This is a genomic window from Actinoplanes sp. CA-051413, from assembly GCF_050955795.1.
GTDB lineage: Bacteria > Actinomycetota > Actinomycetes > Mycobacteriales > Micromonosporaceae > Actinoplanes.
The window spans coordinates 4,508,439-4,529,581 of sequence record NZ_CP192100.1 but is presented as its reverse complement, the minus strand read 5'-3'; the positions used below and the strand labels follow the sequence as shown (position 1 = coordinate 4,529,581).

Here is a 21,143-nt window from a genome sequence, read left to right as displayed (position 1 = left end):
CCTCCCCCCAATCCCCAGGAGGCCTCGTGAGGCGATCCATCAGCGCGGCGCTCGCCGTCGTGACGACAGCGGGCACCGTGCTTGCCGCGGGCCAGCCCGCCGCGGCCGGCCGGCCCGTGCGCGGCAGCGTCGTGACCGGCACCTACTCGGCCGGCGCGGCGCACGCCTGGCAGGCGTTACCCAGTGTCCGCACCGGACCCGACCGCGGCGGGATCACCGACGCGACCGTCGTGATCGACCCGAGCCGGGAGCGGCAGCGCTACACCGGGGTCGGCTTCTCCCTGGACGAGACGAGCGTCTCCAACCTGTGGAAGCTGACCCCGGCCGAACGCGAGCGGGCCGTACGCCTGCTGGTCGATCCCCGGACCGGCGCGGGCCTGGACCGGTTCCGGCTCACCATCGGCAGCCCGGACCTCATCGAGCACCTGCCGTTCTGGTCCTACGACGAGCTGCCCGCCGGGGTCAGCGAGGACTTCGGTCTCCAGCACTTCTCGATCAGGCGCGACGTCGACGCGCACATCATCGACACCGTCAAGCTGATCCAGCGTTACAACCCGAAGGCCACCTTCTTCGCCTCCGCGTGGAGCGCGCCGGCGTGGATGAAGACCAACAACCGCTTCACCGGCGAGGTCGCCCTCAAGCCGGGCAGCACCACCGAGTACTACCAGGTGGGCAAGCTGCGCGACGACGCGATCGACGTCTTCGCCCGCTACTACGTGAAGTACCTGCAGGCGTACGCGCGGCACGGCATCCGCATCGACGCGCTGACGCTGCTCAACGAGCCCGGCATCGACGTGGTCTACCCGGCGATGGACATCAGCATCGCCCAGCAGCAGCGGCTCGCCCTGGCCATCAAGCGGGAGCTGGCCGCGCACCGGCTGCGCACCGAGCTGTACGTCCACGACTTCAACTTCTGGGACTGGAAGGACCCGAACAGCACCGGGACCAAGAACTATCACCGGATCTTCGACGACCCCCGGGTACGGGCGGCCAGTGACGCCATCGCGTTCCACCCGTACTGGGGTGATCCGGCAGTGATGCGGGACGCGTACGAGCAGACCGGCAAGCCGGTGCACATGACCGAGACCAGCGACCTGTCGCCCGCCACCGTGCTGAGCTACCTGCGGCTGGACGCCTCGTCGTACGTGCTGTGGGCGCAGACGACCGATCAGGACGGCGGGACGCTGCACTGGACGCCGTCGCGCGACAACAACGTCGACTGGGACGAGATCGGCCGCACCACCAAGTGGCCGAACCGGCTGGTCAAGGTGGACACCACGGCCCGTACGTTCACCGTGCGCGACGAGCTCTACGCCCTCGGCCAGTTCGCCCGCTACCTCGGCCCGCAGCACGTCCGGGTCGAGTCGAGCGCCACCGCCGGCGGCGTCAGCAACGTGGTCTTCCGCGACCGCGGTGACGGCTTCGTGGCTGTCCTGGGTAACAGCACGGCAGCCGACCGCACCGTACGCGTCGTGCTCGGCGGCGAGTCGTTCACCGCGACCGTGCCGGCGAACTCGTACGCGACGTACCGCTGGACCGGCCACGTCCCGTCCGCGCACCGCAACCACGCGCCGGTGCTGCGCGACCTCCCCGCCGTGGTCGCCGACCAGTACGGCACCACGCGGATCCAGCTCTCGGCGAGTGACCGGGACCGCGACCGGCTCGGCTACTACGCGACCGACCTGCCCGACGGCGTCATCGTGGACGCGAGCACCGGCCTGGTGACCCTGCAACCGACGGTGGCCAGTGAGCAGGAGCTGACGTTCTTTGTCACCGACGGCGCGGCGTCCGACCGGGTCACCGTGCACGTGACCGTACGCCCGCACGGCGCTCCGGTCGGCGCCCGCGTCGAGGCGGAGTCGTACACCTCGCAGCACGGCTGGACCGAGGGCGGCGCGTCGTTCGTCGAGAACAACCCGGCGGCCAGCGGCGGGAAGAACATCGGCTGGACGGCGCCGGGCAACTGGCTCACCTACCGGGTGGACGTGGCGCAGGCCGGCCGCTACGACCTGGAGCTGCGGGTGGCCAACGGCACCGGTGCGGTGGCGCCCGACGCGGTGTCCCTGCGTGACGCGGCCGGGACGGTGCTGGCCAAGGCGTCGGTGCCGGACACGGGCGGCTGGGCGGCGTACCAGTCGGTGCACGTGCCGGTCGATCTGGCCGCGGGCGACCAGCTCGTGACGCTGTACTGCGAGACCGGCGGGTTCAACCTGGACTATCTGCGCCTCACGGCGTGACCGCCTGATCCCGGCCCCGCCCAGCGGCGGGGCCGGGAGCCATTCATTGACTCTGATCAATCGCGTAAATAGGCTGCTGGGAGCGCTCCCAAACTCACCCGCCTACGGATTCGGAAGATCAGATGACAATTCGTCGTACCGTGCTGGCCGCCGGCGCTGTTGCAGCGCTGACCGCCGGCACCCTGGCCACGGTCACGCTGCCGGCCACGGCGGCGGCCACCGGATGCTCGGTCACCTATACGGTGCAGAGCCAATGGTCCGGTGGGTTCGCCGCCGACGTGGCCATCACCAATCTCGGCTCGGCCGTCACCAGCTGGACACTGGCGTTCGACTTCGCGAGCCCCGCCCAGAAGGTCAACCAGGGCTGGAGCGCCGCCTGGACACAATCGGGTGCCCGGGTCACCGCGGCCAGCATGAGCTGGAACGGCTCGCTCGGCACCGGTGCGTCGACCTCGATCGGCTTCACCGGCGCGTGGAGCGGCACGAACCCGAAACCGGCGTCCTTCTTGCTCAACGGCGTCACGTGCACGGGTTCCATCGTCCCCACCTCCGTCCCGCCGAGCACTCTGCCGGCCACCACCCCGCCGGTCACCCCGCCCGTCACGCCGCCGCCGAGCGGGCCCGCCCCCGAGCTCAAGGTGTCCGGCAACAAGATCGTCACCACGGACGGCCGGACCTACCGGCTGCTGGGGGTCAGCCGCTCCAGCGCCGAGTTCGGCTGCGTGCAGGGCAAGGGCCTCTGGGACTCCGGACCGGTCGACCAGGCGTCCGTCGACGCGATGAAGACCTGGAACATCCACGCCGTCCGCATCCCGCTGAACGAGGAGTGCTGGCTCGGCGTCAACGGCGAGCCCAGCGGCCCCGCCTACCAGCAGGGCGTCAAGGAGTACGTGGACCTGCTGGTCGCCAACGGCATCAACGTGATCCTCGACCTGCACTGGACCTGGGGTGCGTACACCACGGGCCCGGACTGGCACTGCAAGGACGAGCACGCGACCTGCCAGAAGCCGGTGCCGGACGCGCGCTTCGCCCCCCAGTTCTGGACCGGCGTGGCCAACACGTTCAAGGGCAACGACGCGGTCGTCTTCGACCTGTTCAACGAGCCGTACCCGGAGATCGCCAGCGACTGGAACAAGACGCCGGGCTGGCAGTGCCTGCGGGACGGCGGCACCTGCACCGGCATCGCGTACGAGGTGGCGGGCATGCAGGACCTGGTCGACGCGGTACGGGCCACCGGCGCCACCAACATGCTGATGGTCGGCGGGCTCGAATGGACCAACGACCTGCGCGAGTGGCTGGCGTACCAGCCGAACGACCCGCTGGACAACATCGCGGCGTCGTGGCACGCCTACAGCTTCAACGCCTGCGTGACCGAGGCCTGCTGGGACAGCCAGATCGCGCCGGTGGCCGCGCAGGTGCCGGTGGTCCTCGGCGAGTTCGGCCAGGACACGTGCACGTTCGAGTACATGCAGCGGCTGGTGGACTGGGCCGACACGCACGGCCTGGGCTACCTGGCCTGGACCTGGAACCCGTGGGGCTGCACCGGCGGCGCCGTGCTCATCAAGGACTGGGCCGGCACCCCGGAGCCCGGGGTCGGTGAGGGCTTCAAGGCTCACCTGCTGACGCAGACCCCGTACGTCTGACGCACCCCGACCGCGAGCGTCACCCGGCCTGCCGGTGGCGCTCGCGGTAGGTGCGGGCTCGCCGCCACCTGACAGGATCCACACAGTTGTGGTCGAGAGTCGGCGCATGCGTACAACGATCTTCCACGCTGTTGCCGGGTCCGTGCTGACTGTGGCCGCGCTGGCCGGCTGCAGCGGGCCCGCGACCGACGAGAAACGCCCTGACATCGCCACGCTGCGGACCGCCGATCCCGCGTCGGCCGCTCCCCCGTCGACGGCCGTCCGGGAACGGCCGGTGGTCCGCCCCGACGAGGGCAAGGAGGAGTTCGAGCGGTACGTGGCGGTCTGGCAGGAGTGCCTCTTCAGCCACGGCGTCCCCCGCGTGCCGAAAGGCAGCAAGCCGGCGATCGCCGAGCACGAGGCGGCGACCGCCGAGTGCGAGCACCTGTATCCGGAGAACTGGATGGAACGGGAGGCGCGGACCAACCCGGAGTACACCGACCGGCTGCGCGACACGGCGAAGTGCCTGAAGAAGAAGGGCCACGAGGTCACCGTCGGCGGCGATCCGGTGGCCCTGATGTACGGCGACAACACCAGCGCCAACAAGGCCTACGACGACGAGCAGGAGTGCCAGCGCACCGCGTTCCGCCAGGACATCAAGAAGTACGAGGGCGGCTGACCTCCGGCGCGCTCGCCAGGGCCGGCCGCGGCTGGATCGCCCGTTTGAACTCGGCCGACCTGGCCCCGATCTTGCGGAGCCGCAGGCTCTGGTGGACCTCGGCCAGGTCGGCCTCGGCGACCAAACAGACCAGGTGTTCGAAGAAGGCGAAATGGGTGGGCGAGCGGACCGCCCGCTCGGCCATGACGTACGGCTCCAGCGCGAACCACGCCCGGCGCACCCGCCACGGCATCAGGCTGACGACCATCTTCTCCTGGAGTCCACCGAAGACGGCGAGGAAACCCAGGCTGCTGTAGTACAGGCCGACCCGGCTGACGTGCTGCCGGGCCTCCGCGGGCAGCGCGGAGATCCCGCCGTCGGGCGGCGTCTTCGGCAGCTCGTGGAGGACGTAGTCCTCGCTCTGCAGGAACTCGGTGGTCCGGCACTCGCGGGTGAGCAGCTCGATCGTCACCACCATGTCGTCCGACCGGCGCATCGACCGCAGCTGGCGCAGGGCGAACAGACTCGAGGCGGCGATGGCGGATACGGAGATCAACACGGCGAGAAGATTGACGGCCAGACCCGAATTCAAACCGGGACCCCCATCGTCCAACGTGGCTCAGCCATGACCCTGAGACTACTGACAGCAGGCAACCGGGCACCCGTCAGGATGGTGGGATGACTGACGCGGATCGCCGGCAGCTCGGCCGGGTGTTCAACGACGTGGCCGACCTCTACGACCGGGTGCGGCCGGGATATCCCGACGAGCTGTTCGCGGACCTGGCCGGCCTCACCGGCGTCCACGACGGGTCCGCGGTGCTCGAGGTCGGCTGCGGCACCGGGCAGGCGACCCGCTCGCTGGCCGCGCTCGGCTACTCGGTGACCGCCGTGGAGCCGGGCGCGGAGCTGGCCGCGATCGCCCGGCAACGGCTTGCTCCCTTCGGCAACGTCGAGGTGCAGACGTCCTCGTTCGAGCAGTGGGACGCCCGTGGTGAGCGCTTCGACGCCCTCGTGGCCGCATCGTCGTGGCACTGGGTGGACCCGTCGATCGGCTGGCCGCGGGCGTACGACCTGTTGCGCCCCGGCGGGTGGATGGCGCTGCTCGGCCACGTGGTCGTCCGCCGGCCGGGAGAGCCCGAGGTGTACGCCGAGACCGCCGATCTGCACGAGCGGTTCTCCCCCGGCAATCCGGACTGGGGCCACCCGCCGCTGGAGGACGAGGTGCGGGCCACCGACACGGGGTGGGGTGCGGTCGAGGGACCCGGCGCCTTGTTCGGTGCACCGATCGTGCGCTGGTATCCGACCGTGCAGTGGTTCGACGGGGCGGGATTCGCCGACCTCCTCCGGTCGCAGTCGCTGTGCCGCAAGCTCGATCCACACGTCCGGGAACCGTTGCTGGACGCCATCGCCGAGCGTATTCGCACGGACCTGGGCGACCGGGTGTCACGCCGCTACCTGACCGCCCTGCGCGCCGGGCAGCGCGCCCATTGAGCCCGCGGCGCCGGCGGGCGGCGGTCGTCGGCCTGGTGGTGGCGTACGCGTTGCTCGCGGCGGCGTGCCGGCCCCTGACCGGTCCCGCCCTGGTCGCCGTGCTGGCCGTCGGCGCACCGCTGTGCTGGCTCGGCGTGCGTCACCGGCCGCGGCGGGCGGCGCCGGTCGGGGCGTGGTCGGCGGCCGTGTGGCTGGGTCTGCTCGCGCTGGGCGTGGCCTTCGAGCTCGGCCTGTGGCTGGGGCCGGACGACCTCGCCCATCCCACGCTGAGCACGCTGGCCGATCCGGTGCTGAGCACGTATCCCGGCCGGGTGCTCGGCTACGGCCTGTGGGCCGGCTCCGGCGTGTGGCTGGTGAGCCGGTGACGCCGCGCGCCGCCGTCATCGTCGGCTTCGCCGCCTTGCTGGCGGTGGCCGTCGCCGTCGAGCTGGCGGCACGGCGGCAGGATTCCGGCGTACGGCCGTTGTCCGCCGCGCTGACCGCGGCGATGCGGTCACGCGGCGGACGGGTCGTCGTGTTCGGGGCCTGGCTCTGGCTGGGTTGGCACTTCCTGGCCCGGTGACGTGACCGGTCAGCTGATCCACTTCACGGAGCCGTTGAAGACGTTGGTCCAGTTGAACACGGCCATGTTGTCCCAGCCGTCGCCGGAGGTCGCGATGTTCGCCGGGTTCCAGCCGTTGCCGGGCACCGCCGTCCAGGTCGGCTCCCAGTAGAAGACGCCGATCGCGCCGCCCGCCTTGGCCGCGTTCTGCACCGCCGTGAACGCCGCCGCCTGGCCGGCCCAGGTCGCCGGGTAGCCCGGGCAGGCGGTGGTGATGCTGTTGCCCGTGCTGTCCGCGTTGTTGTTCGTGAACGGGGCCGCGGTCTCGGCCAGGATCGCCGGCTTGCCGTACCGGGAGATCATGTCGGCGACGACGCTGGTCATGTTGGCCATCGTGCCGTGCCAGTTGCAGTAGTACGACAGGGCGGTGATGTCCCAGGCGACGCCCTTGGCCCTGATGCCGTCGTAGAACCAGCGGGCGTGCGCGTCACTGTCCGAGTTGGCGGTGTGGATGATCACCTGGGTCGAGGAGTTGCAGGCCTTGGTCGCGTTGTAGCCCGACTTCAGCAGCAGGCTCAGGTTGGTGAAGTCGTTGTTGACCACCTTGCCGTCGTTCCACAGCATGCCGACGTTGATCTCGTTGCCGATCTGCACACTGTCCGGGGTGGTGCCCTGCGCCTTGAGACTGGTGCACAGCCCGTACGTGTAGTCGTAGACGTCCTTGGTCAGCGTGCTGATGCCGTGGCTCGACCAGGCCGCCGGCTTGGTCTGCACGCCGGGATCGGCCCACGTGTCGGAGTAGTGGAAGTCGACCAGCAGCTTGAAACCCTTGGCCTTGACCGTCCGCGCGTACGCCAGCACCTTGGCGGCGTTGTTGTAGCCGCTGGCCGGGTTGTTCCACACCCGCAGCCGGACGTAGTTGACGCCCGCGCCCTTGAGGATGTCGAGCGGATCGGCCTCCGCGCCGGCCGCCGTGTAGTACTTCGCGCCCAGGTCCACGGCGCGTTGCAGGGTGGAGACGTCGGCGCCGCGCATCGACAGCGTCGCGGCCTGCGCCTCGGCGGGCGCTCCGAGAGCCGCGGCGGGCAGGGTGACGGCGAGGAAGGCGCCGAGGACGCCGATCCGCTTCCGGACTTCACGGAGAAACATGCGCGACCGCCTGTCGATCGATGCCGTTCAATACTGGGAGCGCTCACAGTAATCCGGCTACGAGCATGTTGTAAATACGTTGCCAGCCTGCTTGGGAGCGCTCACAACGCTCGCTCGTAAAACCATCGACATGTATCGTTCTAGTTAGTTGTCGTTCCATACTAAGGACGGAGTGATCATGAGACGTACGCTGCGCCTGCTCACCGGCGTGCTCGTCGCCGGGCTGCTGACCGCGGCCGCCACCCTGGTCGCGGCGCCGGCCCAGGCGGCCGTGTGGTCGTCGACGGACCGGTGGGGCACCTGGTCGAGCAACGGCTACACGCTCTACAACAACGTCTGGGGATCCGGCTACGGCCCGCAGACCATCTGGGCCAACTCCGCCTCGAACTGGGGCGTGTGGGCCAACCACCCCAACACCGGCGGCATCAAGTCGTACCCGAACGCCACCCGCTACCTCGGCAAGCGGGTCAGCGCGCTGGGCACGACCACCAGCAGCTTCAACGTCACCGTGCCGACCAGCGGCGTCGCGTTCACCACGGCGTACGACATCTGGTCGTCGGACAACGCGCACGAGATCATGCTGTGGATGAACAAGTACGGCGCGGTCGGCCCGCTGGGCAGCCTGCAGACGACCACGTCGGTCGGCGGCCACACGTGGGCCATCTACCGCGGCTCGAACGGGGCGAACCAGGTGTACTCGTTCGTGCGGACCAGCAACACCAGCGCGGGCACCGTGGACATCCGGGCGATCGCCCAGTGGATCCGGGCGCGCGGCTGGTTCGGCGACGTGACGATCGGCAACGTGCAGCTCGGCTACGAGATCACCTCGGCGGCCGGCGGCAAGGACTTCGTCACCAACTCCTTCTCGGTCACCGGATAGCGGATCCGGCCGCGGCCCGGCGCGATCAGCCAGCGGGCAGGGGCCCGACATCGGGTCGGGCCTGGCGGATGAGCGCGGCCCCGCCGGCCGGCAGCCGGATCGCGTCGGTCACGGCCGTGCCGGTCAGCAGATCGACGCCGGTGGCGGGCACCTCGTGCTCGTCGCCGGTGTGATTCAGCAGGAACAACCACGATCGGTCACCGGCCTGCCGGCGCACCGCCTCCACCCCGGACGGCAGGCCGGACTGCTCGGGCCCGGCGCCGGCCGACGCGGCCACCGTGGCCAGCAGGTGCCCATACGCCTCCGGATCGAGGCGGGTGGAGACGTAGTAGGCCATGCCGTCCCCGGCCGCGTGCCGCGTGACGGCGGGCAGGCCGTCGAGGACACCACCCGCGTACCGGAGAAGGGCGTGCGCCCCGGCGAGGTGCACGGTTTCACTCCACAGATCCCCGGTCGCCGCCGGCCAGAGGTCGCCGGAGGTCGCCGGGGTGAGCGCTACGCGGTCGTCCGGGCCGAGTGGATGGAACTCCTCCACCCGGACCCCGAGCAGCTCCCGCAGCGCCCCCGGATAGCCGCCGGTCCGCACCCGCGCATGCTCATCGGCGATCCCGGTCAGGTAGGTGACCACCAGATGCCCACCCGCCTCGACCCAGGCCCGCAGCTCCGCCGCCTGGCCGTCGGTCATCAGGTAGTGCCCGGGCAGGACCAGCATCCGGTACGCCGACAGCCCCTCCCACACACCGATCACGTCACAGACGATCCGCCGCCGCCACAAAGCCCGGTGCGCGCGCTGCGCCTCCTCGGCGTGGTCCAGCCGGTTGGAGGGCAACCCCGCCCCCTGCAGCGCCCACGCCGACGGCTCGTCGTACCCGATCGCCACCCGTGCTTCCACCGTTCCCTCGGCCGTCTCGCCGATCCGGTCCAGGGCCTCGCCCAGCGCGACCGCCTCGCGGTACACCCGGCTGTCCGGTCCCGCGTGCGGCACCAGCGCGGAATGGAACAGCTCGGCCCCGCCGCGCGGCGCTCGCCACTGGAAGAACAGCGCGCCCCGCGATCCCCGGGCCACGGCGGCCAGGCTCTGCCGGGCCATCCGTCCCGGTTCCTTGGTATGCATCCGGTCCGCGGTGTAGATGAGGTTCGGCGCTGTCTCCATCAGCAGCCAGTGCGGTCCGCCCGGGCTCTGCCGGGCCCAGCCGCGGGCCAGGTCGGCCGCGAACGCCGCCTGTTCCTCCGCGGCCATCCCGGGCTCCGACGGGTAGTGGTCGATGGCGACCAGGTCCACCTCGCGGGCCCAGCGGGCGTGGTTGACCGGCACCCATCCGCCGAGGACGAAGTTTGTCGTCACCGGCACGCCGGGCGTCGCGGCGCGCAGCAAGTCGCGCTGCTCGGTGTACGCGGCCAGCAGCTCGTCGGAGGTGAAGCGGCGGAAGTCCAGCACCTGGGCCGGGTTGGGCAGGTACTGGGTGCGCCGGGGCGGCCGGATCTGCGCCCAGTCGGTGTAGTGCTGGCCCCAGAACGCCGTCGTCCAGGCGTCGTTGAGCTGGTCCAGTCCTTCGTAGCGCCCCCGCAGCCAGACCCGGAAAGCTTCGGCTGTCAGGTCGCAGTGGCAGGTGGTGCCGTACTCGTTGTGCACGTGCCACATCGCCAGCGCGGGGTGGCCGCGGTAGTGCTCGCCCAGCGCGGCGGCGATGCGGCGGGCGGCCGTGCGGTACGCCGGTGCGCTCGCGCAGTACGTGTCGCGGCTGCTGTGGCTGAGCCGTACCGCGTCGGCATTGACCGGCAGCGCCTCGGGGTGGGCGAGACTGAACCACGGTGGTGGGGACGCGGTGGGAGTGGCCAGGGCCACGCCGACGCCGTGGGCGGCCAGGCGGTCGAGCACCTCGTCGAGCCAGCCGAAGTCGTAGCGGCCCGGCGCCGGCTCCAGTTTCGACCAGGCGAAGACGCCCACGGTCGCGGTGGTCACCCGGGCCCGGCGCATCAGCTCGGCGTCCTCCGCCTGCACGCCGGCCGGCCATTGCTCGGGGTTGTAGTCCCCGCCGTACAGCAGCCCCGGCATGCCGCTCCCCGCTTGTCGTTTGTTGGGATTCACGCCAAACTAGGGCCGGTGCGGGAGGCTGTCAATTGGGAGCACGCGCTGGTGACCGGCAACGGGCGGCAGGGCGCGCTCTGCTGGGGCACCCCGGCCGAGATCCGGCTGACCGTCTCGCACGAACGGCTGTTCCTGCCGCTGCGGGCACCCCTGCCGGCCCCGGACACCGCGACGATCCTGCCGCACCTGCGGGACCTTCTCGACCAGGGTCAGTACGCGCGGGCAGCCCAGGAGGTGTGCGAGCGCGCGGCGGCCGGCGAACCCGCGTACACGGACACGGTCTGGATCGATCCCCTGGTCGGCGCCGCGACGCTCACCGTGCGCCCCCACCACCCGGCCGCGAACCTCGAGCGCAGCGTCGATCCAGCCACCGGCCTGGTCGTCCTGCGCTGCTGGGACGAGCTCGGCGAGACGCGGGTGGAGGTCTTCGCCTCGCGCCCGGCTGACGCGATCGTGGTCCGGCTGTCGGCGACCGGCGGCTTCTCCGGCAGCCTGGCGCTGGGCCTGATCGAAGGCGCGCCACCGCGCCCGGTCCGGGCCCGCACCGACTCCGGCGCGGACGGCATCCTGCTGACGGCCGAGTTCGACGCGACGTGGCCCGGCGCCCTGACCGGCTACCGGGTGCGCTGCCGGACGCTGGCGGGCGACGTCGACGGCTCGGTGGTGCGGTCGGACGCCACCCTGGTCATCCGGACGCTGCTGCCGGGCAGGCCCGACCCGGACGTGCGGGGTGACTTCGACACGTTGCTCGACGCGCACCGGGCCGTGCACGGCGAGCTGATGGGCCGCGTACACCTCGATCTGGCCGGGGATCCCGCCGACCGGGCCGCCCCCGCGGCCCGGCTGCTGGCCCAGCCGGTGGGTCCGGCCCTGGTGGAGCGACTGTTCGAGGCCGGCCGGTACGCCGTTGTCAGCAGCACCGGCGAGCTGCCCCCGACGCTGCAGGGCGTGTGGAGCGGCAGCTGGACGCCACCGTGGTCCAGCGGGTACACGCTGGACGGCAACCTGCCCGCCGCGGTCGCCGCATTGCTGCCCACCGCGACCCCCGAGCTGCTGCTTCCGGTTTTCGACCTGCTCGAGGCCCACCGCGACGACCTGCGCCACAACGCCCGCCGGCTGTACGGCGCCCGCGGCCTGCTGACCCCGGTGCACCTGTCCACCCACGGGCGGCAGAACCATTTCGGCCCGGTGTGGTGCCAGACGTTCTGGACCGCCGGCGCGGCCTGGATGAGCCGGCTCTACGTCGACTACTGGCGTTACACCGGCGACCGCGAGTTCCTGCGGGATCGGGCGCTGCCGTTCCTGCGCGAGGCCGCCGACTTCTACCTCGACTTCGTGCCGGTGCGCGACGGCACCGCGCTGTTCAGCCCGTCGTACTCGCCGGAGAACGCGCCCGCCTCGACCGGTTCGCAGGCCTGCGTCAACGCCACCATGGACGTCGCGGTGGTCCGCGACCTGCTGGGCAACCTGTTGCGTTACGCCGCCGACGACCCGGCCGCGCCGGCGTGGCGATCGCTGCTCGCGGCGCTGCCCGGCTATCGCGTCGCGGACGGGTTGCTGGCCGAGTGGTGCCACGACGGGCTCGACGATCAGCCCGCGCACCGGCACGCGTCGCACCTGTGGCCGCTCTGGTACGAGCCGGATCCGCTGATCACCGAGGATCCGGTGTTGCGCGCGGCCGCGGTGGCCACCGTGCGGAGCCGGCTGGCCTGGTGGGCCGGCGCGGAGTCCGACGAGATGGGGTACGGGCTGGCGCAGCTCGGACTGGCAGCGGCCGCGCTGGGGCTGGCCGAGGAGGCCTACGACACGGTGGTGACGATGGCCGGCCGCTACTGGCGGGAAAACCTGGTGCCCACCCACAACCGGGACGCCCTGTTCAACGTGGACATCGCCGGTGGCCTGCCCGCGGTCGTCGGCGCGATGCTCGTCCGTTCGGCGCACGGCCGGCTGGACCTGCTGCCGGCGCTGCCCGGGGCCTGGCCGCGGGGCCGGGTCACCGGGCTCGCCGCCCGCGACGCGATCCGGGTCCGGGAGCTGAGCTGGGCGCCGGGCCGGGCGCGGGCGGTGCTGTGGGCGGCCGAGCGCACCCGGGTCGTCGTGGGCGCCCCGCCGGGGATGACGATCGGCGGGGCGCCGCAGGTGACGCTGTCGCTGCCGCCCGGGCAGCCGGTGACGGTCCTGCTCAGCCCTTGACCGCTCCGACGATCACGCCCCGGGTGAAGTGCCGCTGCACGAACGGGTAGACCAGGGCGATCGGGGCCACGGTCACCACCACCACGGCCATCTTGATCGCCAGGGTGGGTGGCAGGGCGACCCCCACCGCACCCGAGGTCTGCGGGGCCTGCCCGGCCAGGATGTAGCTCTGCAGGATCCGCTGGATCGGGAACTTCTCGTTGTCGTCGATATAGAGCAGCGCGTTGAACCAGATGTTCCAGTAGCCGACCGCGTAGAACAGGCCCACCACCGCGACCACCGCCCGCGACAGCGGCAGCACGATCCGGACCAGGATGCGGAACTCCCCCGCTCCGTCGATCCGGGCGCTGTCGAGCAGCTCACCCGGGATGTTCTGGAAGAACGCCCGGACCACCACGAGATTGAACACGCTGACCGCCCCCGGCAGGATCAGCGACCACAGGCTGTCCTTGAGGCCGAGTCCGGTGACCACGAGATAGCTCGGCACCAGCCCGGGATAGATCAGGAAGGTCAGCAGGAAGTAGAAGAGCAGGCCGCGGTGCAGCACCGAGCCGGGCCGGGACAGGCCGTAGGCGGCCAGCACGGTCAGGACCAGGCTGAACGCCGTGCCGACCACGGTGACCAGGGTGCTGATCAGCAGCGCCTTGCTGATCTGCCCACCGGAGAAGATGATCCGGTACGCCGAGAAGTCGAGCCCGCGTGGCACCACCACCAGGCCACCGGCAGCGTTGATGGTCTCTCGCGACGACAGACTGGTCACCAGCACCACCCACAGCGGCACCAGCACGGCCAGCACGACAGCCGTCAGCACCACCCCCTTGGCGGTCTGGCCGGCGATCCCGGGATCCTCCTCCCAGGCCGGCCGTTCGGGATGCCGGCGGCGGGACGCGCGCAGATTCGTGGTCGCGGTCATGATCGCGAGTACACCCCCCGTTCGCCGAGCATGTGGGCGACCTTGTTGGCGGCCAGGATCAGCACCAGCCCGACCATCGCCTTGAACAGGCCGGCGGCGGCGCCGAAGCCGTAGTCTCCGGTGGCGATGGACTGGTGGTAGACGAAGGTGTCGAGCACCTCGGCGGCCTGCCGGCCGACCGCGTCCCGCTGCAGCATGAACTGTTCGAAGCCGACCGACAGGGCGTCACCCAGCCGCAGGATGAGCAGCAGCACGATCACCGGTCGCAGGCTGGGCAGGGTGATGTGCCACAGCCGGCGCCAGCGGCCGGCGCCGTCCACGGCCGACGCCTCGTACAGGTTGGGGTCGACCGCGGCCAGCGCGGCCAGAAAGACGATCGTGCCCCAGCCCAGGTCCTTCCAGACCGCCTCGGCGGTCACCAGCACGATGAAGGTGTCCGGGTTCGACATGATCTCCGGCGGATTGATGCCCGCGTCGCGCAGCTCCTGCGACAGCAGCCCGGCGCCGCCGAGCATCTGCACGAAGAAGGTCACCACCAGCACCCAGCTGAAGAAGTGCGGCAGGTAGACCACGGTCTGCACGAAGCCGCGCAGCCGCCGCGACAGGATGCTGTTGAGCAGGATCGCCAGGGCGATCGGCAGCGGGAAGAAGAAGACCAGCTGGAACGCGGTGATGGACAGCGTGTTCCACAGCGCGTCCCAGAACGCCGGTTCGGCGAACAGGTCGCGGAAGTTGTCCAGGCCGACGAACGGGCTCGAGATCAGCGCCTGCAGCGCATCGTCGCCCAGGTACGGGTTGTAGTCCTGGAACGCCACGATGTTGCCGAGCACGGGCAGGTAGTGGAAGAGCAGCAGGACCACGGCGCCCGGCGCGACCATGGCCAGCAGCGGCCAGTCGCGGCGCAGCCGGGCGCGCAATGGTGAGCGCCGCGGCCGGGCAGCCGGACGGTCGCGCGGTGGCCGGGGTGACCCGGCCGGCTCCGGTGGCAGTGCGGGAGCCGGCCGGCTGGCCTGATCGGCGCTCATTTACCGGCGTCGGCCAGGGCCGTGGCGAGCATCTGGCGGGCCTCGTCACCACCGGCCGCGCGCCACTCCTTGACCACCGTGTCGAGGTCGCTCAGCGGGCGCCGGCCCCGGACGATGTCGGTGATCTTGTCCTGGGTGGGCACGTTGGCCGCCTTGAACTTGGCCGGGAACTCGAACTTGAGGCCGTCCCACGGGTCCTTCTCCAGGTACTTGACCGTCTCGTTGGAGTACTCCAGCACCTGCGGCACGAACTGCGGGGTCTGCGGGTACGGCGGCAGCACCGGGCTGCGGCCGCTGATGAAGAAGTACTGGTTCTGGATCTCCTTGAAGCCCAGCTCGGTCTTCACCGGGCCGGCCGCGTCGCGGGTGTGGTGCTTGCCGGCGACGCCGAACTCCCGCAGGTCGAACTCCTTGGTGCCGAACGGGGCGGAGCACCAGTTGATGATGCGCAGCAGCTCCTCGACCCGCGCCTTGCCGAGGCCCTTCTTGATGAACAGGTACGAGATCGGCTCGTCGTCGCCCCACGCCAGCGGGTCGCCGCCGGTGGCGGAGAAGAGCGGGACCGGCTGGATGTTGAAGCCCGGCGTGATCTTCTGCTGCTCGGCCTGCATCGGCTGCCACATGCCCGGGCCGTCCTGGTGGAACAGGATCTTGCCGCTCTGCAGCAGCTGCTTGGCGTCGGCGCCCTTGCTGGCCACGATGTCAGGGTGCACGTAGCCGGCCTTGTAGAGCCGGGCCATGACCTCGGCGGCCTGCCGGAACTCGGGCGTCTCGTACTTGAACTCGGGCGTGCCGTCGGCCTTGAGCCGCCAGCCCTCCTCGGTGCCCGGGGCTTTGTGGAACATCTGCACCATGGCGAAGATGTCGGAGTACGCCCAGACGCCCTTGCCCGGGTTGGTCACCTCCTTGCCGACGGCGAACAGCTCGTCGATGCTCTTCGGCGCGGTCAGCCCGGCCTTGTCCAGCAGGTCCTTGCGCTGGAAGAGGGCCCACGGGAACGGGCCGTCGGTCGGGTTCGGCACGGCCATCAGCCGCCCGTTCCAGCACGACTCGCGCCAGGCCCCGGCCGGGAACGTGGCCAGCATGGGATACGCCTGCACCGCGCTGCCCTGCAGGTACGGCGTGAGGTCCTCGAAGAGCGCGCCGACCGCGTCACTGAACCGGGCAAGCTTCTCGACCTCCCAGTTCGGCACGCAGAGCAGGTCGGGCACGTCCCGGGCGCCCAGGATCGCGCCCAGCTTGTCGGCGTAGGCCAGGCCGTCCTGCGCGCTGAAGTCGACGGTCGCGCCGAGCTCGGCGTTGATCGCGGTCAGGTAGGAGTTGCTCTTGCCCGACGGCGGCGCGGGCCCCCAGACCGGGACCATCGCCCGGATCGCCGGTCCCCCGGTGCCGGGCTTCTCGGCAATGGCGTCGACCAGCTCGGCCGGGTACTTGGTGAAGCCGTCCGGGACCGGCCGGGTGCCCTTGATGTCGGGCTGGGGCATCCCGGGGAACGCCTTCTGCTCCGGGATCAGGGCGGCCAGCTTGTCCAGGTTCTGCGTGGCGCCACCGCGGGTGGCTTTGTCGCCGCAGCCGGCCAGCGTGCCCCCGCTCGCGACGGCGACGGCGCCGAGGCCGAGCAGGCTCAGGAAGCCCCGGCGGTCGGCGGAGGGACCCGTGGGTGGTGTCACGACGTGCTCCTCGATAAACGGTCGACGGGAGCGACGGCCTCCCGCTAGAGTTTGTTTAGCTTGTAGCCAAACAAATTAGCCGACCGTCGATGGACCCACAAGAGCTGCCCGCGCCCGGTGCCGGGGCGGTGCGGCATGATGAACGGGCCGGCCGGGGAAGGCCGGCGGCGAGAGGCAGGACAGACGTGATCAGTACGCACGGCATGACGCGGCCGGCGGACCTGTCCGACGTGAGAACGACGAACCTGGCCGTCGTGCTGCGGTTCGTCCGGACCCATGCGCCCTGTTCGCGGGCGGACATCGCCGCGTCCACGGGCCTCAACAAGGCGACCGTCTCCAGCCTGGTCACCGACCTGCTGGAACGGCGCCTGCTGCGCGAGACCGGCCTGACCGAGAACAGGATCGGCCGGCCGGCGTCGATGCTGACCCTGCAGAGCCGGCCGTACGCGGCCATCGGCATCGAGGTGGCCGCGGACCATCTGGTGGCGATCGCGGTCGATCTCACCGGCGAGCGGCTGCTGACGTGGCGGCGGGCGTACCCCGGGCTGGACGGCACACCCGGGCGGGCCGAGGCCGCCGTCGCGGCGCTGGCCGGCCGGGTGGTGGCGAAGATGGCAGCCCAGGAGCGCAGGGTGCTGGGGCTGACCGTCGCCGCGCCCGGGATGGTCGCGCCCGGCGGCGGGGTCCGGTTCGCGCCGCATCTCGGCCGCGCGGAGCTGGACCTGGGCGCGGCCCTGGAGCGCGGCCTGCGCCACCCCGAGTTCGAGGTGGTCATCGACAGCGCGGCCAACCTGGCGGCGCTGGCGGAGTATCGGGGCGGTGCCGACGCCGACACCCCGAATCTGCTGGCCCTGATCGGCGGTGTCGAGATCGGCGCCGGCATCGTCGCCGACGGCCGGGCGCTGCGGGGCTCGCGCGGTTTCGCCGGGCAGGCCGGTCACCTCCAGGTCGACTGCACCGGCCCGATCTGCCGGTGCGGGCGGCAGGGGTGCCTGGAGGCCGTCGCGGGATTGCCGGCGCTGGTCCGCCACGCACTGCCGGACACCGCGCAGGACGGCCCGATCGTCGACTTCGCCCCGGAGCTGGAACGGATCACGGCGCTGGCCGGCAACGGCGACGCCCACGTCGTCAAGGCCCTGACCGAGATCGGCACGCTGCTCGGCCGCGGCGTGGCGATGCTGGCCGAGCTGCTCGATCCGCAGGTCGTGGTGCTCGGCGGCAGCTTCGCCACGCTCGCGCCGTGGCTGCTGCCGGCGGTGGAGACCGAGCTGGCGTCCCGCGCGCCGGGCGAGATCGGCTGCCGGGTCACCGCGTCCACACTGCACCCGGACGGGGCGGCGCTGGGCGGCGCGATGCTCGCGCTGGACCGGCTCGAGGCGGGGAAGCTGCCGGCCCCGGCGGCGTGAGCGCCCGCCGGGCATCGACAGATCTCGCCGTACCTCTTGACCGGCGTCGATGCCTGGTGCCAACCTCAGAAGGCTCCGCCGTAACACGGATGTAATCCCTGGTCCCGGCGGAGCCTTTTCCGGATCCTCATCGAAGCGCTTCGACGGCCAGGCCGCAGCCACGGCCTGGCCGGCAACGCCTCGATCCCACGCCGAGGAGAACTACCGCCATGACCGACTGCACCGAGCGGCAACCAGCCGCACCGCGCCGCGGCCTCGCAGGCGAGGGCCACGAGGGCATGGCAAAAAGAGGCCCAGCTATGGCCGACTCGGTCCGCGGCACGTTTCAGGACCCGGGGCGGCCGCTGGCCGACCGGGTCACCGACCTGCTCAGCCGGCTGACCCTGCCGGAGAAGGTGGCGCTGCTGCACCAGCACCAGGCCCCGGTCCCCCGCCTCGGCGTCGGCCCGTTCCGCACCGGGACCGAGGCCCTGCACGGGGTCGCCTGGCTCGGCGAGGCCACCGTCTTCCCGCAGTCCGTCGGGCTGGGCAGCAGCTGGGACCCGGAGCTGGTGCGCCGGGTCGGCGCGGCGGTCGGCGACGAGGTGCGCGGACTGCACCACAAGGACCCGGCGGGCGTGGGCCTCAACGTCTGGGCCCCGGTGGTCAACCCGCTGCGGGACCCGCGCTGGGGCCGCAACGAGGAGGGGTACGCCGAGGACCCCTGGCTCACCGGCGTACTGGGCGGCGCGTACGCCCGGGGGCTGCGCGGCGACGACCCGCGCTACCTGCGGACCGCGCCGACGCTCAAGCACTTCCTGGGCTACAACAACGAGACCGAGCGGCACCTCACGTCGAGCGACCTGCCTCCGCGCGTGCTGCACGAGTACGAGCTGCCGGCCTTCCGCGAGCCCATCGCCAGCGGCGCGGCGGTCGCTGTCATGGCGTCGTACAACCTGGTCAACGGGCGGCCGACGCATCTGAGCCCGTTGCTGGCCGACGAGCTGCGCACCTGGACGGCCGACGACGTGCTGGTCGTGGGTGACGCGTACGCGTGCAGCAATCTCGCCGGTGAGCAGGGCTACCTGAGCGACCACGCGGCCGCGTTCGCCGCCGCGTTGCGCGCCGGGGTCGACTGCTTCACCGAGGACGCCACGGCGACCCTGGAACGGCTGCACGAGGCGCTGGAGCGAGGCCTGCTCACCGGGTCCGACGTGGACGCGGCGGCCGGGCACATCCTGGCGGTCCGGTTCCGGCTGGGCGAGTTCGACCCGGAGGGGCCCAACCCGTACGCGGCCACGACCGCCGAAGTGGTCAACTGTGTCGAGCACCAGCGGCTCGCCCGGGAGGCGGCCCGGAGCAGTGTCGTGCTGCTCAAGAACAGCGACGCGGTGCTGCCGCTGGCGCAGGACGGGACGATCGCGGTGCTCGGGCCACTGGCCGACACCGTGCTGGCGGACTGGTACAGCGGCACCCTGCCGTACGCGGTGACGGCCCGCGCCGGCCTGGCCGACCGCCTCGGCGAGCAGAACGTGCGCACCGCGGAGGGCGTCGACCGGGTACGGCTGCGGACCGCCACCGGGACGGTGCTCGCGGGCGACGGTCCGGACGGCGCCCCGCTGCGGGTCGGTGAGACGACCACGGGCCTGGCGGCCGGATTCGACCTTCTCGACTGGGGCGGCGGCACCATCACGCTGCGCGCCGCCGCCAACCGGCGGTACGTGCGGGCCGACGAGAACGGCGTGCTGGTCAACGACCGGCCGGAACCGGGCGAGTGGGTGGTCCGGGAGACCTTCGAGCCGATCCGGCACCGGGACGCGGTGGTGCTGCGGCACCTGGCGAGCAACCGGTACGTCGCGGCCGGCCCCGACGGCGTGCTGCGCGCGGACGCCGCCACCGAGGACACCGCCACCGCCTTCACGCTGGAGCTCGCCGAGGACGGGGTGGCGGCCGCCGCGGCGCTGGCCCGGGACGCGGACGTGGCGCTGGTGCTGCTGGGCAACCATCCGATGGTGGCCGGGCGCGAGACCGAGGACCGGATCGACCTGGCGCTGCCCCCGCGGCAGGAGGCGTTGCTGCGGGCCGTACGGGCGGCCAACCCGCGGACCGTGCTGGTGCTGACGAGCAGTTACCCGTACGCGGTGGGCTGGGCGCAGGAGCACCTGCCGGCGCTGGTGTGGTCGGCGCACGGCGGTCAGGAGTTCGGGGCCGCGCTGGCCGACGTGCTGCTCGGCGAGACGCCGGACGGTGAGCCGGTGGAGCCGACCGGCCGGCTGCCGCAGACCTGGTACCGCGGCGCCGACGAACTGCCGGACCTGCTCGACTACGACATCATCGGCAGCGACGCGACGTACCTGTACTTCCGGGGCCGGCCGCTGTACCCGTTCGGGCACGGGCTGGGCTACACCCGTTTTGAGCACCACGACCTGCGGCTGAGTGCCGAGCAGGCGGCGCCGGGTGAGCAGGTGGAGGTCAGCGTCGACGTCGTCAACGTGGGCGAGCGGCCCGGCACCGAGGTCGTGCAGTTCTACACCCGGCAACGCCGGTCCCGGGACAAGCAGCCGCTGCGCCAGTTGCGGGGCTTCCGGCGGGTCCGGCTGGCGCCCGGTGAGCGCGCCACCGTGACGATGCCGCTGCGCGTGGACGACCTGGCGTTCTACGACGTGGTCGGGGAACGGCCGGTGGTCGAGGCGGCCCGGCACTCGATCCTCGCCGGCCGCTCCTGCACCGACATCACGGCGACCGCGACCCTGACCGTGCACGGCGAGGTCCTGCCCGAACGACGGGCCGGCGGCGACGCGCTGCGGGCGGCGAGCCGCGACGGCGAGTTCGGCACGGCCCTGACCGACGAGGGCCCGCAGCGCGGCGACGCGGTGGTGGCCCTGCGCGACGGCGCCTGGCTGGCCTTCGACCGCGTCGACTTCGGCGCGGGCGGACACCGGATCACCGCGGCGACGGCGGCGGCCGGCCCGGGCGCCCGGATCGAGGTGCGGCTCGACGAACCGCTGTCCGGGCCGGTCGCCGCCGTGCTGGACGTGCCCGCGACGGCCGGCCGGCACGACTGGATCGAGGTGGCCGCGCCGCTGGCCGGGGCGACCGGGCGGCGCGACCTCTATCTCGTCTTCCCGAGCGCCGGGGCCCGGCTGAGCGGGGTGCGGTTCAGTCCGGTGGGGTGAGCGGTCCGGCCGCTAGGTGAGCGCGGCCGCCGCGGGAAATCCCCGCGGTGGCCGCACGGATGGGTGGGCTGCCCTGGCGTGAACGAGCGGATCCTGACCTGGGGCTGAGGAGGC

General features: G+C 71.8%; 16 protein-coding genes. 10 read left to right on the top strand and 6 right to left on the bottom strand.

Features of this window, described 5'->3' with window-relative positions:
- Positions 1-26: 26 nt before the first annotated feature.
- The 3 genes from ACQP2Y_RS20900 (at position 27) to ACQP2Y_RS20890 (ending at position 4,538) form a co-directional block, all read left to right on the top strand.
- On the top strand, positions 27-2,237 hold the full coding sequence (locus ACQP2Y_RS20900; RefSeq protein ID WP_433730742.1) for a carbohydrate-binding protein: 2,211 nt from the start codon (positions 27-29) through the stop codon (positions 2,235-2,237).
- Positions 2,238-2,359: 122 nt separating this feature from the next.
- A complete protein-coding gene (locus tag ACQP2Y_RS20895; protein ID WP_433730740.1) occupies positions 2,360-3,880 on the top strand; it encodes a cellulase family glycosylhydrolase in 1,521 nt (506 codons plus the stop codon).
- 106 nt (positions 3,881-3,986) lie between these two features.
- Positions 3,987-4,538: a hypothetical protein gene (locus tag ACQP2Y_RS20890; RefSeq protein WP_433730738.1), complete on the top strand. Its 552-nt coding sequence runs from the start codon at positions 3,987-3,989 to the stop codon at positions 4,536-4,538.
- On the opposite strand, the gene ACQP2Y_RS20885 is transcribed toward ACQP2Y_RS20890, so the two are convergent.
- Positions 4,516-5,076 carry a DUF4760 domain-containing protein gene (locus ACQP2Y_RS20885; RefSeq protein WP_433730736.1) on the bottom strand — a complete coding sequence of 187 codons (561 nt, stop codon included), beginning with the start codon at positions 5,074-5,076 and terminating at the stop codon, positions 4,516-4,518. The two genes, ACQP2Y_RS20890 and ACQP2Y_RS20885, sit on opposite strands and share 23 nt — an antisense overlap.
- Positions 5,077-5,195: 119 nt before the next feature.
- Between ACQP2Y_RS20885 and ACQP2Y_RS20880 the strand changes: the two genes are divergently transcribed.
- The 3 genes from ACQP2Y_RS20880 to ACQP2Y_RS20870 are packed head-to-tail and all read left to right on the top strand — an operon-like array spanning position 5,196 to position 6,570.
- A complete protein-coding gene (locus ACQP2Y_RS20880) occupies positions 5,196-6,008 on the top strand; it encodes a class I SAM-dependent methyltransferase (protein ID WP_433730734.1) in 813 nt (270 codons plus the stop codon).
- Entirely contained in the window at positions 6,005-6,373 is a 369-nt protein-coding gene (locus ACQP2Y_RS20875; protein WP_433730732.1) for a hypothetical protein, read from the top strand. The genes ACQP2Y_RS20880 and ACQP2Y_RS20875 overlap by 4 nt, the downstream gene beginning before the upstream one ends.
- On the top strand, positions 6,370-6,570 hold the full coding sequence (locus ACQP2Y_RS20870) for a DUF6186 family protein (RefSeq protein WP_433730730.1): 201 nt from the start codon (positions 6,370-6,372) through the stop codon (positions 6,568-6,570). The genes ACQP2Y_RS20875 and ACQP2Y_RS20870 overlap by 4 nt, the downstream gene beginning before the upstream one ends.
- 9 nt (positions 6,571-6,579) lie before the next feature.
- On the opposite strand, the gene ACQP2Y_RS20865 is transcribed toward ACQP2Y_RS20870, so the two are convergent.
- The gene (locus tag ACQP2Y_RS20865; RefSeq protein ID WP_433730728.1) at positions 6,580-7,698 is read right to left on the bottom strand and encodes a glycoside hydrolase family 53 protein; all 1,119 of its coding nucleotides are present in this window, start codon (positions 7,696-7,698) and stop codon (positions 6,580-6,582) included.
- Positions 7,699-7,876: 178 nt separating this feature from the next.
- Between ACQP2Y_RS20865 and ACQP2Y_RS20860 the strand changes: the two genes are divergently transcribed.
- Positions 7,877-8,578 carry a GH12 family glycosyl hydrolase domain-containing protein gene (locus ACQP2Y_RS20860; protein WP_433730726.1) on the top strand — a complete coding sequence of 234 codons (702 nt, stop codon included), beginning with the start codon at positions 7,877-7,879 and terminating at the stop codon, positions 8,576-8,578.
- A gap of 25 nt (positions 8,579-8,603) precedes the next feature.
- On the opposite strand, the gene ACQP2Y_RS20855 is transcribed toward ACQP2Y_RS20860, so the two are convergent.
- Positions 8,604-10,634, bottom strand: coding sequence for a beta-galactosidase (locus ACQP2Y_RS20855; RefSeq protein ID WP_433730724.1), 2,031 nt, complete (start codon positions 10,632-10,634; stop codon positions 8,604-8,606).
- Positions 10,635-10,682: 48 nt separating this feature from the next.
- Between ACQP2Y_RS20855 and ACQP2Y_RS20850 the strand changes: the two genes are divergently transcribed.
- Complete coding sequence (locus tag ACQP2Y_RS20850; RefSeq protein WP_433730722.1) at positions 10,683-12,860, top strand: glycosyl hydrolase family 95 catalytic domain-containing protein; 2,178 nt, start codon at positions 10,683-10,685, stop codon at positions 12,858-12,860.
- Here ACQP2Y_RS20850 and ACQP2Y_RS20845 read toward each other — a convergent pair.
- From ACQP2Y_RS20845 to ACQP2Y_RS20835, 3 genes are read right to left on the bottom strand one after another with little or no spacing between them, the layout of a single operon-like run.
- Positions 12,850-13,773 (bottom strand): carbohydrate ABC transporter permease, encoded by a 924-nt coding sequence (locus tag ACQP2Y_RS20845; protein ID WP_433730720.1) that lies wholly within the window; start codon positions 13,771-13,773, stop codon positions 12,850-12,852. The genes ACQP2Y_RS20850 and ACQP2Y_RS20845 overlap by 11 nt on opposite strands.
- On the bottom strand, positions 13,770-14,798 hold the full coding sequence (locus ACQP2Y_RS20840) for an ABC transporter permease (RefSeq protein WP_433730718.1): 1,029 nt from the start codon (positions 14,796-14,798) through the stop codon (positions 13,770-13,772). The genes ACQP2Y_RS20845 and ACQP2Y_RS20840 overlap by 4 nt, the downstream gene beginning before the upstream one ends.
- Positions 14,795-16,468 (bottom strand): extracellular solute-binding protein, encoded by a 1,674-nt coding sequence (locus ACQP2Y_RS20835; RefSeq protein ID WP_433730716.1) that lies wholly within the window; start codon positions 16,466-16,468, stop codon positions 14,795-14,797. The genes ACQP2Y_RS20840 and ACQP2Y_RS20835 overlap by 4 nt, the downstream gene beginning before the upstream one ends.
- 185 nt (positions 16,469-16,653) lie before the next feature.
- Between ACQP2Y_RS20835 and ACQP2Y_RS20830 the strand changes: the two genes are divergently transcribed.
- Entirely contained in the window at positions 16,654-17,874 is a 1,221-nt protein-coding gene (locus ACQP2Y_RS20830) for an ROK family transcriptional regulator (RefSeq protein WP_433730714.1), read from the top strand.
- Between the two features lie 299 nt (positions 17,875-18,173).
- Positions 18,174-21,029 carry a glycoside hydrolase family 3 C-terminal domain-containing protein gene (locus tag ACQP2Y_RS20825; RefSeq protein ID WP_433730712.1) on the top strand — a complete coding sequence of 952 codons (2,856 nt, stop codon included), beginning with the start codon at positions 18,174-18,176 and terminating at the stop codon, positions 21,027-21,029.
- Positions 21,030-21,143 lie beyond the last annotated feature (114 nt).

Excerpts from the sequence above, each read along its gene's own strand:
- ACQP2Y_RS20895 (WP_433730740.1), top strand. The coding sequence starts at position 2,360 with ATGACAATTCGTCGTACCGTGCTGGCCGCCGGCGCTGTTGCAGCGCTG.
- ACQP2Y_RS20890 (WP_433730738.1), top strand. The coding sequence starts at position 3,987 with ATGCGTACAACGATCTTCCACGCTGTTGCCGGGTCCGTGCTGACTGTG.
- ACQP2Y_RS20880 (WP_433730734.1), top strand. The coding sequence starts at position 5,196 with ATGACTGACGCGGATCGCCGGCAGCTCGGCCGGGTGTTCAACGACGTG.
- ACQP2Y_RS20865 (WP_433730728.1), bottom strand. The coding sequence starts at position 7,698 with ATGTTTCTCCGTGAAGTCCGGAAGCGGATCGGCGTCCTCGGCGCCTTC.
- ACQP2Y_RS20860 (WP_433730726.1), top strand. The coding sequence starts at position 7,877 with ATGAGACGTACGCTGCGCCTGCTCACCGGCGTGCTCGTCGCCGGGCTG.
- ACQP2Y_RS20855 (WP_433730724.1), bottom strand. The coding sequence starts at position 10,634 with ATGCCGGGGCTGCTGTACGGCGGGGACTACAACCCCGAGCAATGGCCG.
- ACQP2Y_RS20845 (WP_433730720.1), bottom strand. The coding sequence starts at position 13,773 with ATGACCGCGACCACGAATCTGCGCGCGTCCCGCCGCCGGCATCCCGAA.
- ACQP2Y_RS20840 (WP_433730718.1), bottom strand. The coding sequence starts at position 14,798 with ATGAGCGCCGATCAGGCCAGCCGGCCGGCTCCCGCACTGCCACCGGAG.
- ACQP2Y_RS20825 (WP_433730712.1), top strand. The coding sequence starts at position 18,174 with ATGGCCGACTCGGTCCGCGGCACGTTTCAGGACCCGGGGCGGCCGCTG.